Raw genomic sequence first — 13,779 nt, 5'->3', positions numbered from 1 at the left:
AATTTAATTTTTTTCTGCAAAATTTTGAATATAAGATTATTTATTAGGTTGAACAGTTGGAAATATTTTACAAAATTCAATATTTGAACATTTTTAGCAGAATTTGCTCCATTTAGAATTTTCACAGAAGATAATTGTGCCGGAAGTAGCGGATACTTACTATTCCCGCACGCGGCTAATGGAAAAGCTTGCTTCCTTTAAAAAGAAGAAAGTTATTCTCCTTACTGCGCCTGCAGGCTACGGCAAAACTTCGCTATCTGTTGATTTTTATCATTCTTTGAAAAAAGAACAGAAGATGTGGATTTCATTATCTACCTATGATAATTCTATAGAAAATTTCTTCATTCTGCTATCCCTGGCATTTCAGAAAGCTTTTCCTGATTCTCCATTTGGTGATAATCTTAAAAATGTTATTTCAAAATCGCAGAACCTCTCATTAACTGAAAAAGTAAACTACATAATTTCATCTTTTGCCAATGACCTGCATTTTTATCTGGAAGAACATAAAAAAGAGTTGTACATATTCTTTGATGATTTTCATAATGTAGATAATTCTGAGGAAGTATGTGAATCATTAAATTATTTACTGGACTATCTTCCCACAAAACTACACCTGATATTTATATCAAGACGGGAAGCAACTAAGATGAACTATCCTAAATTCCTGGCAAAGAACTGGCTTGGAAGAATTAAAAAAGATGAGCTTGCATTCGATGCAAAGGATTTAAAAAGTTTTCTTAAACTGAATAAGCAGCTTGCTAAGTTCCTTTCCCAAAATACAATGGAAGTTGAAAAATTTCTTTCAGCTACTGAGGGATGGATTACAGCAATTCAGCTGCTGCTGTTATCAGGAAATTTTTCATCTGTTGCAAAAGCTAATATTTTACAGACGAAGTATGATATTTTTAATTACTTCACTAATGAAATTTTTAACAGCTTTACACGCGAAGAAAAATCATTTTTAATAAAGACATCATTCCTTGAATATCTGGATAAAGAGAATATAGAAGAAGTCCTTGGCATTGAGAACGGTTATGATAAGTTAATTTCTCTTTTCAATAATAATATCTTCATAACGAAAGAAGAAGATTCCTACAAGTATCATGAACTGTTCAAAGAGTTTCTTATCAAGCAAGCAGATGTTCTTCTGACACATAGCGAAACAGAAGATATTTGCCGTAAGCTCGGAAATTATTATTTGCAGAATAGTGACTGGCGCAGTGAATACATAGGGCTGAACTATATGATTGAAGGAAAAGATTTTGAAACTCTGAAAAGCTGGATAAGAATAAATGCTACTGAGAAGCTGCTGCTTATTCACTCTTCGGGATTGTTTCAGAAAATTCAGGATATAGAAAATCTCGATTTTAAAAATTCGCTTGAGTATATACTTCTGAATGTTAATACATTTATATATAAAGAGAAAAATCTGGAGAAGACTTTAGATTATCTGAACAATATAATCAAATCAAAATTTGTTCAGACGGAATCGAACAATTATATAATAGATAAGAGATATATCAAGAAAAAAGATCTGAATTACTACGTTGAGATACTAATGCTGATTTGTAACTGTAATTTTTTAAGAGAGGGAATTTCAAAATCCAATATTGCTATAGCTGAACACATATTAAAATTTGAACTGACTGTCGAGCAGGAAATACAATTCATTGTGCTTCTTATAAAATCCTATATTTCAACCGGTGAAAATTCAAAAAGTAAAAAATATATTACACGCCTTAAAATTATTTTTGAGGATTTAATAAACAAAGCTGAGAAAGGTGAAATATCTTTAGACGATAATATGTTCATCGAAGATATTTTTTCTATGATGATATTTTTTGACTATGGTGATTTTAAAACGGGTCAGAAAGTCATCAAGTTTATTTATAACAATATTGATATAAGTAATTTTGATATAACAAATTACTCGCAGATTTGTTTTGCTCTTTTTGCCAGCTACAACGAAAAAGATTATGATATTTTCTACGGGCTGCTTTCGAAAAAGAATAAAGAAAAATCGAAGACAATTTTTCAGGCGTATAAAAATCAATATGAGTTTCAGACGGTACTTAAGGGATTTTTCAGAGGAGAGTACAGGGAGACAATCAATCAGCTTGAATCAGTTAAGAAGCATACATTTTTAAAAAATTATATCTTTTTTATAGACGCTCTTATACTTTATTGTTACAATTTATTGAATCTTCCTCATAAGACTTTATATCTTTTAACTAACGGAGGATACAGCGTATCTAAAACAAGAGGCTTAATACTGAAGCTTGAGGCTTATCTGCTCCTGAAAGATATTAAAAACGCCAATGCTACGATTAAAGAACTTAACACTTTAAATGTCTCAAACTTTACTTTGTTGAATCAGGCTAGGATTTATTTTTTTGAATCCTATATGTACACATTGAGCAATGATTTGAATAAATTTAAAACTACGTTTACATCTTTTATAAAATTATGCAAAGAGTATGAGTATGATAATTATATAATTTTCAGGACGAAATCTTCTAAATTTTCCGATGTATTCCGTTTTGCTTTGAAAAATAATATAGAGCAAACTTATCTGAAGAATATTTTCCTTAAGGAAGATATTAATTTTAAGATGGATGATAATCTTATTTTAGATGTCAAAGTCAGGTTCCTTGATAATACAAAAATATATATCAATAATACAGAACTTGGAGATACTTTATGGGAAAGGCCGCGCTCGAAATTAATTTTTCTTTACTTCCTTTTGCAGACAGTTTCTAAAAAGGAAATTACAAAAGAAAAGATTATGGATGATATTTTTGCAGATACACGCAGCGCCAATTTAGTAGCAGTTATCGATGTGGAAGTAAATAAAGTACGTAAGGTTTTACAAAGTTTTCTTGGTAATCTTTTCGGGGGATTAAAAGATAAGGAAGTGCTTTTTATCAAAGATAAAAAATATCATTTAGTATCAGATGTTTTCAAGCTTAATATAGAATTTGATATAGAAACTTTCAGAAAGTATGCGGAGAGCAAAGATATAAATGAAAATATAAAAGCATTTGATTTTTATAATAACAATTTTCTTGAGGATTATTATTTTAACTGGGTTGAGAGCGTAAGAGATAACCTGCAATCAATTTATTTTAACAATTCAAATAAGCTTGTTAAGTATTACGATAAATTAAAGAACGATAAAAAGATATCAGAAATACTTGAAAAACTTTTCGCTTTGGACCCGACAGACGATGATACGGTTTTAAGACTTCTTAAAATTTATAAATCAGTGGGGGATAAGAGAAGTTATAAATCTACATTTAAAAAATACGAAAAAACCGTTAAGGCAGAACTTGAAGGAAGCGCTGACGAAAAAATTCTAAAATATTACAAGGAAAATATTTTTTAACGAAAAGATATCATGTCAGAATTAGTCGGAATCATTGGAGATATTCACGGATGCTATTTAACTTTCACATCTCTTTATAATGAACTCATAAAATATACTGATGAAGTTTATTCAGTAGGTGATTTAATTGACCGCGGGAAGAAATCGAAAGATGTAATTGATTTCGTTATAGAAAATAATATCAAAACTATAAGAGGAAATCACGAAGATGTTCTTCTTAAAGCATTTGATCTGATTGGAAACTCGGACAAGAGCTTAATAGAAATTTATCAGCATCATTTTAAAATTGGCGGCGAAGCAACCTTTGAAGCATACCGGGGAAACAGGAAACCATATATACTCTCCGATTATAAAAGCGCAGTTGAAGATACTGGGCACACAGAGTTTATGCGTAACTTGCCTGTAATGATTGAGCTTCCCAAAATTGTAATTTCACATGCCGGCATTGTAAAAGATGCGACTATACAGGATATAATCTGGAACAGAACAAAGCCGCTTTTAAAGCTTAATAAGTTTCAGGTTATCGGTCACACACCGCAGGATGAAGTGCTCTATGAGAAAAACTGGTACATGAATATTGATACAGGATGTATATACGGCAACAAACTTACTGCCGTTGTTATGAATAAAAATACTGCCGAAGTTGTGCATGTTTTACAGCTGAATAATATAGATGTTCACGAGTAAAAAATACTCTCAAAATCTGCAAAATACCTGCAATAAATAACTATTCTTACATTGATTACCCTCTGCAAAATTAGTATTTTCCATAATTCCAAAGGGGTTATAGCTTAGCTGGTAAAGCGTTTCGTTCGCAATGAAAAGAGCGCCGGTTCGATTCCGGCTAACTCCACAAAATCACAAATCCCTAAAAATTATAAATAAAGAAAGCGTTAAAAATTAATGGCTAACGAAAAAATTGTTCCCGTAAATATTGAAGATGAAATGAAGTCATCTTACATAGATTACTCTATGTCTGTTATCGTTGCGCGCGCACTGCCCGATGTAAGAGACGGTTTAAAACCGGTACACAGAAGAGTGCTGTATGGCATGAATGAATTAGGACTTGCTGCAAACCGAGCTTATAAAAAGTCAGCGAGAATTGTCGGTGAAGTTCTTGGTAAGTATCACCCTCACGGTGATAAAGCAGTTTACGATACTATGGTTCGTATGGTGCAGGAATTCTCATTGAGATATCCGCTGGTTGACGGACAAGGTAACTTCGGTTCGGTTGACGGTGACTCTCCTGCAGCGATGCGTTATACTGAGGCAAGGCTTTCAAGAATTGCAGAAACATTGCTTGAAGACTTAGAAAAAAATACGGTAGATTTCACTCCTAACTTTGACGATACATTAAACGAGCCTTCTGTTCTTCCATCCATACTTCCTAATTTATTAGTGAATGGTTCAAGCGGAATTGCAGTTGGTATGGCTACAAATATTCCTCCTCACAACTTAACTGAAATTGTTGATGGTTTAATTTATCTGATAAAAAAACCTGAAGCGACTCTTAAAGAGTTAATGAAGCATATTACAGCTCCTGATTTCCCAACCGGAGGAATTATCTACGGTTACGAACCTGTAAAGCAGGCTTATGAAACAGGAAGAGGTAAAATAATTTTAAGAGCAAAAGCATCGATTGAAACTGAAAAGAATGGAAGACAGGCAATTATAATTTCTGAAATTCCTTACCAAGTAAATAAAGCTACATTGATTGAAGCAATAGCTGACCTGGTAAAAGAAAGAAAAGTTGAAGACATTGCAACAGTAAACGATGAAAGTGACAGGGACGGAATGAGAATTGTTATCGGCTTAAAGCGTGAAGCTAATGCTCAGGTGATAATGAATAAGCTTTATAAGTACACACAGATGTCAGTGACTTTCGGTGTTATTATGCTTTCACTAGTTGATGGTGTGCCGAGAATTCTGGGCTTAAAAGAAATGATGGAATATTTCTTAAAGCACAGACTTGAAGTTATCGTCCGCAGGACAAAGTTTGAACTTGAAGCTGCAGAAAAGCGCGCTCACATACTCGAAGGTTATATTATTGCATTAGATAACATCGATGAGATAATTAAGCTTATTAAGAAATCTGCTGATACACCGACTGCTAAGGCAGGATTGATGAAGAAGTTCAAGCTCTCTGAAATTCAGGCGCAGGCAATTCTTGATATGAGACTGCAAAGACTTACAGGACTTGAAAGAAAGAAAATTGAGGATGAATATAAAGAGTTGCTTAAAACAATCGAAAGATTGCAGGCAATTCTTAAAAATGAAAATTTAAGAAAAGATATCGTATCAAAAGAGCTTAAGGAGATTAAAGAAAAATACGGTGATGAAAGAAGAACTGCAATAATTTACGATGTTGCAAGCAAGTCAGACGATGAAATGATGAAAGAGCTTGTAAAAGAAGAAGACGTTGTAATCACAATTTCCAATAAAGGATTTATAAAAAGAATTCCTGTTGCTTCTTACAAGTCACAAGGCAGAGGCGGCAGAGGAATAACCGCTGCAAGCACAGGCTCTAACGATGATGATTTCGTAGAGCATATGTTTATCGGTTCAACTCACCAGTACATAATGTTCTTTACTGATAAGGGTAAGTGCTACTGGCTGAAAGTTTATGATATCCCTGAAGGCACAAGAACTTCACGCGGGAAAAATATTGTAAACCTTATTGAAAAAGAGAACGATGAAAAGGTAAGTTCATTCGTAATGGTGAAAGATTTTGCTGAGCCTTTATTTGTAACTATGATAACAAGAATGGGTACTATCAAAAAGACAACGCTCGATGCTTATTCCAATATCAGAAAAAACGGTATCAATGCAATCAATATAAACAAAGGTGATGCATTGGTTGATGTTAAGCTTACAAACGGAAGCCAGGAAATTCTTATCGGAACTCACAACGGACAGGCGATCAGATTCAATGAATCACTCGTCCGCGAAATGGGAAGAACTGCTACAGGCGTAAGAGCTATCAATCTTGCAAAAGGTGATTACGTTATCGGTCTTGTTGCTGTACAAAGACAAAGCGCAACTATACTTGTTGTTACTGATAAGGGATTCGGTAAGAGAAGTGACTTAGGCGATTACAGAATAACAGGCAGAGGCGGTAAAGGCGTTATTACAATTAAGGCAAATGATAAGGTCGGAAAATTAATTTCTATTAAAGAAGTTACTGACTCAGATGACTTAATGATAATTACAAACAAAGGAATTCTGATAAGACAGAAGATGAAAGATATAAGAGTGATGTCACGCGCTACACAAGGTGTACGTTTGATAAAGCTTGGTGAAGGCGATATAATTTCTTCGATTGCAAACGTAGTTGAAGAAGATAAAGATGCCGGACAGGAAAATATGTTTGAGAAATAAATAATTCTTAACCCCTCCTTGCAAAAGGAGGGGAATTGTATAAACTGAAAAATTCCATTAATGAAATATATTGATTTAAGAAGTGATACGGTTACAAAGCCATCTAAAGGTATGCTTGCTGCAATGATGAAAGCAAAAACAGGCGACGATGTATTTGGTGAAGACCCTGCAATAAATGAATTACAGGAAAAATGCGCTAAGCTTACAGGTAAAGAAAAAGCTCTTTTCGTTCCAACGGGAGTAATGGGAAATCAGCTTGCAATAAAAGCTCATACCATACAAGGTGATGAAGTTATAGTTGAAAGTGAATCGCACATCTTGAATTATGAGACTGCCGCTTCTTCAATTATTTCAAATGTGCAATTACTTCAGTTAAAAGGTGAGAACGGGATTCTTGATGTTGAAACTGTAAGAGCTCATGTCCGTTCCAATGAATATTATTTTCCAAAGACAAGATTAATTTGTTTAGAAAATACTCACAACCGCGCAGGCGGGGTGATACTTCCCATAAAAACAATCAAAGCAATTTCAACTTTTGCGCGTGAATACGGAATTAAGATGCACCTTGACGGCGCAAGAATTTTTAATGCAATTGCAGAGACAAAAATTTCTTTGAAGGATTACGCATATAACTTTGATACAATCTCATTCTGCTTTTCAAAAGGTCTTGGCTGTCCTATTGGCTCGATTTTATGCGGAGATGCAGAAACAATTGATTTAGCGCACAAGTGGAGAAAGATTTTAGGCGGCGGCATGAGGCAGGCAGGTATTTTAGGCGCAGCGGCAATTTATGCGCTTAATAATAATGTGAAGAGATTAAAGGATGACAATGCAAGAGCAAAGAGATTTGCAAAAGCGCTGGCTGATACGGGCAACTATAAAATTGATGTTGAGAACGTTCATACAAACATTGTTGTCTTTTGTTCTCATAAGCACAGCAAGGAAGAGTTCATGAAACTTGCGAAGAAAAAAGGTTTGTTGTTTTCATCGGGCAGTTATGATTTGATACGTGCAGTATTCCATATGGATTTATCAGAAGCAGATGTAACAAAAGCGATAAACGTATTAAAGAATTTGTAAGTTTTAAAACTTAAATTCACTTCATACATTTTTTATAAAATATGATATTCGTATCTTTGCGTAAGATTTAATGCGGACCCCTAAAAAAATATCATATTTTTTATTACTGTCATTTCTATTTCTATCCGGAAAATTATTCTCGCAGCAAAATAAGTTACAATTTGAAAACATTTCATTAGAGAATGGTCTCTCTCATAATGCTGTTTATTCCATCACACAGGATAAATCAGGTTTTATGTGGTTTGCCACACAGGACGGTCTTAATAAATATGACGGTTACAACATCACAGTTTATAAATTCAATCCAACTGATTCGACATCACTTCCCAATAACAACGTAAGCAAAGTTTTCGAAGATAAAGAAGGTAATATATGGGTTGGTACATGGGGCGGAGGTCTTTGCCGATTTGACCCAATTCAGGAAAAATTCATAATTTATAAATATAATCCTTCTGTTCCTTCTTCAATTTCTTTTAATCGTGTACCGGTAATTTTTCAATCACGAAGCGGGGATTTATGGATTGGAACTGCCGGCGGAGGACTTGATAAGTATATTAAGGATAAAGATGCATTTGAAACGTATAAGCATTTCAATGACGATGATAATTCACTTTCAAATAACAGAGTCTGGGATATTACGGATGATAATAATGGCAATATCTGGATCGCAACAGATGAAGGCCTGAATAAATTTAATCCAAATACAAAAACATTCAATCATTATAATCCTAATGCATCATCAAACAGAATCCGTTCAATTCTGATTACATCAAAAGGAGATTTTTATGCAGGCGGTGAAACAGGATTGTATCTATTTGATGAAACAAAAGGTGAATTTGCTAAAACGTCTTTGAGCCAATACACTAATGATCAGGATGTTGTTAATACCATTTTTGAAGATAGAGAAGGAAGAATTTGGGCGGGCACTTACGGCAACGGTTTGTATGTTAAGAGCAATGGAATGTTTGAGAATTATGTAAATAATCCGAACAATCCGTTAAGCTTAAGAAGCAATGATGTACGATGCATTTTTGAAGACAACTCTTCGACAATTTGGGTAGGCACTCGTGGGAACGGAATAAGTAAATATAATCCTTCTACTATAAAGTTTAATATTCTTCGTAATATTCCCTATGATAGGAATTCTTTAACGAGCAATTCTATCCGCACTATCTTTGAAGATTCCCAAAAAAATATCTGGATAGGAACCAATGACGGGGGTTTAAACCTTTATGACCCAAGGACGAATGTATTTAAATCATTTACATCTCAGCCTGGAAGAAATGTTGTAAAAGGTTATGAGCGTATTACAGGAATACTGGAAGACTCACCCGGAATTCTCTGGCTTGGAACCGATGACGGTCTTGTAAAATTTAATTCAAACTCCGGAACTTATGAATTAATCAAGAATGAATTTATAACTTCATCGACATCAAACAGTATTATTTTATGTTTGTTTAAAGACAGGGATGGTGATATATGGATCGGAACATACGGTGTAGGGTTGCAAAGATACGACGCTGCTACAAAAACATTTCAGGGTTATAAAAATAATCCTAATGTAAAAAATTCATTAAGCCATAATGAAGTCTGGAGTATATGTCAGGACAAAGAAGGATTTCTTTGGTTAGGTACTGGTGAAGGATTAAATAAGCTGGATAAAAAAACGGGACAGTTTACAGTTTATAAACATTCAGTAACTGATGTAAACACAATTAGTGATAACTCAGTAAACTACGTTGCGATAGGTTATACAGGAAATATATGGGTTGGCACAAACACGGGATTGAATTTACTGGATAGGAACAGCGGAAGCGTAAAGAGATTCGAAAATATTTATGAGTTATCTGTAGAAGCGATTTACGGAATTCTGCAGGATAATAAAAGCAACATATGGGTAAGTACCACAAAAGGGCTGATAAAGTTTAATCCCCAGACGAATGATTATAAAACATATAACGTACTTGATGGTTTACAATCAAATGTGTTCACGCAAAACGCATGCTATAAAGCATCGGACGGCAGATTATTTTTTGGAGGTATTAATGGCTTAAATTATTTTTATGCAGATTCTATTCCTGAAAATAAACACGTTCCTAATATTGTTGTTACAGATTATAAACTCATAGAGCAGAATATTCCTGAATCTGATTTAGAAAAGTACTGGGAAATGTTTAAAACTCAGAGCACTTTGATTTTACCCTATGACCGGAATTTTGTAACATTGGATTTCGCATCATTAGATTATGCACGACCGGAAAAAAATGAATTTGAGTATAAGCTTGAAGGTCTTGATAAAGACTGGATAGATGCAGGCAACAGGCGATATGCTACCTATACAAGTTTAAATCCAGGGACATATACTTTTAGAGTCAAAGGTTCAAATAATGATGGAGTATGGAATGAGAACGGCGCCACAATAAAAATACAAATCACTCCGCCATTCTGGAAAACCTGGTGGTTCATTACAGGAATCTTATTAATAATAGTTTCATCAAGTTACACTGCTTACAACTATAGAGTAAATAGGTTAAGAAAAAAACAAACGGAACTTCTTAATCTTATCAATGAAAGAGAAATTGCTGAGGCAAAGTTAAGAAAGAGCGAAGAAGAAATTCGAAAGATAAATTCTTTTCTTGAAGAGAGAATAAAAGAAAGAACTGCAAAGCTTGAAAATGAAATTGTTGAAAGAAAAAGATACGAGCGTGTGCAGGAAGCAATATACCAGATTGCAGAAGCTATTCCGGTATCGGAAGATATGCCTGAACTGTATTCGAAGATTCACGGTATTATTGGAATGCTTATGCCTGCAAAGAACTTCTACATAGCTTTGTATGATAAAAAAAATGACTTCGTAACTTTCCCTTATTATGTAGATGAATTTGATTATGTCCCTGTACCGAGAAGAGCTAAGAAAGGAATAACTGAATATGTCATCAAGAGCGGTAAAGCTCTTTTATCTCCGAGAAGTGTAAGTGAAGAATTGATCCGTTCAGGTGAAATAGAACAGACGGGAAGACCTGCTCCGCTTTGGATGGGTGTACCTTTAAAAATAAAAGGTGAGACTATTGGTATCATGGCAATTCAGGATTACCACAGGGAAGATACATACGGTGAAAATGAAATGCAGATATTAACGTTTGTATCTGAACAGATTTCAATTGCAATCGAAAGAAAGACACGGGAAGAAAATGATAAGAAAAATCTTGAGGTAATTCTACAACATAGAAATGTGTTACTTGTTCTTTCGCAGATTGATAAGTCCGATTTCAATCTTTCACTTGAAAAAATTCTGACGGCTACATCGCAGACGTTAAATATAAGCAGAGTAAGTTTCTGGATTCTTGATAAAGAACAGAAGAAGTTAAGATGTAAAAAGCTTTACATACAGAAAACAAATTCATTCGATAAAGTTTCAGAGACTACTGTTCTTCCGGCAACTTTTCCCGGTGTAGCAGATAACTTTGATGATTATTACTATGCGTTAAGGAGCAATAAAAAGCTTCAGTCAAATGATGCTCAGGGAGATGAAAATACAGGCATAGTTGATAATTATCTTAAACCGCTTGGCATTAAATATATAATGGATATTCCCGTATGGCTGCGCGGAGATATTTACGGAATAATTTGTCTTGAAGAAACAAATCAGATCAAAGCTCTTTCAGTTGCGGAAGAAGATTTCATTGCATCGATTTCAACAATGCTTACACTTAGCCTTGAAGCATCATTCAGAAAGAAAGCTGAAGAAAGTTTAAGCGCAAGTGAAGAGCAGTATAAGCTGCTTGTTGAAAACGCAAGCGAGGCAATACTTGTGCTGCAGGATGGTTTGATAAAATATTCTAATCCCAAGACTTTTGATTTACTCGGGTACTCTCAGGAGGAAATTCACTATGCAAAATTCCTGAATTTCATACAGGAAGAAGACAGAGAGCTTGCGCTGATAAACCACATGAAGAAGTTAAAAGGTGAAATGGATTCCAATGTTTATACCTATGGTATTATAACTAAACGAGGACTTGTAAGATATTTCTCAGTTAATGCAGTTCTAATTAACTGGGGCGGTGACAGAGCAGTGCTAGCATTTTTATCTGACGTTACTGAAAGAAAAAGAGCAGAGCGTGAAATACAACTCTCTTTTGAAAAGCAAAAAGAATTATCTGAGCTCCGTTCCAAGTTTGTAACTATGGCATCGCATGAATTCAAAACTCCGCTTACAGCTATATTAGGCTCTGCTGAGATACTTGAGAAGTACGGAGAGACTTTAGCCGAAGATAAACGTCAGCGAAATATTTTCAGAATACAGGAAAGCGTGAAGCGTATGAATCAGATGCTAAATGATATTATTATCATGGGTAAATCCGATACAGGTAAGCTTGAATTGAAATCTGCTCCGATTGATTTAAATGTGTTCCTTCAAAATCTTATTGATGATTTGCTACAGAGAGAATCTAAGAAATCGCATCCAAGTCTGAAAATTGATATTCAGGGTCTTCCAATGGATGCAAATGTTGATGCTGAAATTATTCGACAGGGAATTGAAAATATATTATCCAATGCTTTCAAGTTCTCTGAACCAAATACTGAAGTTAGCTTTAAAGCTTACATGGAAAAAGGTAACATAATAATAAAGGTCCGTGATGAAGGTATTGGAATTCCCGATAGCGATAAGCAAAGATTGATGGAGCCGTTCTTCAAAGGAAGCAATGTCGGAAATCTTTCGGGTACCGGATTAGGTTTAACAATTGTTAAACGCGCAGTTGAAATGCATCAGGGCAAAATAGAAATTCACTCACAGGAAAATAAAGGAACGGAAGTTACAATATCTATGCCATACCGCATCAGTTAAATTCTTTAACGTCAATTAATTCAATCAGCTTAGTTACATCTTCAACAGTATGCATCGGGAAATTTGCAATCCTTATCTGGTTGCTAACATATTTCCCGTAGCCTGAGCTTACTATAAATCCGTTATCAGATAGATATTTTTTAACAGCATTCTGCTTATCAAAGCAGTCGATAACTATAATTGTTTTAGAGCGGTCAAAAGGGTTTTTCACAAAGAGCTGCATATCCTTTCTTGTGTAAAAATAATCATAGAGCAATCTTGCTTTCTCTTCCGTTTCAAATCTTATTTTATCTTTTCCGATTGTATTAAGGTGATTTGCAACTTTGCCCAGAAGATAAATTCCTAATGTGTTCGGAGTAACAGTTGTCTGATTTTTATTGAAGTATCCCGCAGCATCAATATAATTATTGAACGTGCCGATATTGTAATTCTGCTCTTTAAGAGAAATAGTTTTTTCTATGCAGGACTTTCTTATGATAGTCACTCCAAGTCCGGGAGGTAAACCGAATCCTTTTTGCACAGAGAAAAATGCAACGTCAACTTTGGCGAAATCAATTTTCTGATAAGGTGCAGAAGTAACAACATCTATCGCTATTAGCTTATCGGGATATTTATCTTTAAGTTCGCTTATCCTTTTCATAGGGACTGCAACCCCTGAGCTTGTCTCGTTTTGTGTGATGCATATCAGCTCTATATTATCAGGAATATCTATGTTATCAAAATCAAATCCTTCGCCAAACTCAACTTTATGTAGTATAGGATTCTTTTTTAATTCCTGAGCTGTTTTGTAAAATCTTTCTGAGAACGAACCGTTAACAAAATGATACGAAGACTCTTTAACTAAGTTCTCAATAATTCTTTCCATACATTCAGTACCTGAGCTGGAAAAGAAAATCATAAAATCATCAGGTATCTCCATTAACTTTTTTAACTCACTGACAGTAAACTGAAAGATAACTTCAAAGTCTTTGCTTCTATGAGAAATCGAAGGAAGCTTTTTATCTAACGCTTCAATCATGTAGTCACGCACTATAGAAAATAACTCAGTAGGTCCGCATGTTAAATATTTTTTATTCTTTTGTTCCATAAC

General features: G+C 34.4%; 6 protein-coding genes and 1 tRNA gene. 6 read left to right on the top strand and 1 reads right to left on the bottom strand.

What is annotated here, in order from left to right; genetic code table 11:
• The first annotated feature begins 103 nt into the window (after positions 1-103).
• From JST55_13760 to JST55_13735, 6 genes are all read left to right on the top strand, one after another.
• Entirely contained in the window at positions 104-3,385 is a 3,282-nt protein-coding gene (locus tag JST55_13760; protein ID MBS1494575.1) for a hypothetical protein, read from the top strand.
• Between the two features lie 12 nt (positions 3,386-3,397).
• Positions 3,398-4,072, top strand: a complete 675-nt coding sequence (locus tag JST55_13755) for a metallophosphoesterase (protein MBS1494574.1) — start codon at positions 3,398-3,400, stop codon at positions 4,070-4,072.
• 93 nt (positions 4,073-4,165) lie between these two features.
• Positions 4,166-4,238 (top strand) — tRNA-Ala (locus tag JST55_13750).
• A 50-nt stretch (positions 4,239-4,288) separates the two neighbouring features.
• The gene (gene gyrA / locus JST55_13745) at positions 4,289-6,763 is read left to right on the top strand and encodes a DNA gyrase subunit A (GenBank protein MBS1494573.1); all 2,475 of its coding nucleotides are present in this window, start codon (positions 4,289-4,291) and stop codon (positions 6,761-6,763) included.
• A gap of 60 nt (positions 6,764-6,823) precedes the next feature.
• Complete coding sequence (locus tag JST55_13740; protein ID MBS1494572.1) at positions 6,824-7,843, top strand: aminotransferase class I/II-fold pyridoxal phosphate-dependent enzyme; 1,020 nt, start codon at positions 6,824-6,826, stop codon at positions 7,841-7,843.
• Between the two features lie 70 nt (positions 7,844-7,913).
• A complete protein-coding gene (locus JST55_13735) occupies positions 7,914-12,689 on the top strand; it encodes a PAS domain S-box protein (protein MBS1494571.1) in 4,776 nt (1,591 codons plus the stop codon).
• Here JST55_13735 and JST55_13730 read toward each other — a convergent pair.
• Complete coding sequence (locus JST55_13730; GenBank protein MBS1494570.1) at positions 12,682-13,776, bottom strand: aminotransferase class V-fold PLP-dependent enzyme; 1,095 nt, start codon at positions 13,774-13,776, stop codon at positions 12,682-12,684. The genes JST55_13735 and JST55_13730 overlap by 8 nt on opposite strands.
• Between the last annotated feature and the right edge of the window lie 3 nt (positions 13,777-13,779).

The sequence above is a fragment of the Bacteroidota bacterium genome (assembly GCA_018266835.1).
Classification (GTDB): domain Bacteria; phylum Bacteroidota; class Ignavibacteria; order Tepidaquicellales; family Tepidaquicellaceae; genus JAFDZO01.
The sequence above is the reverse complement of the archived record's forward strand: the minus strand, read 5'-3'. Positions and strand labels throughout refer to the sequence as shown.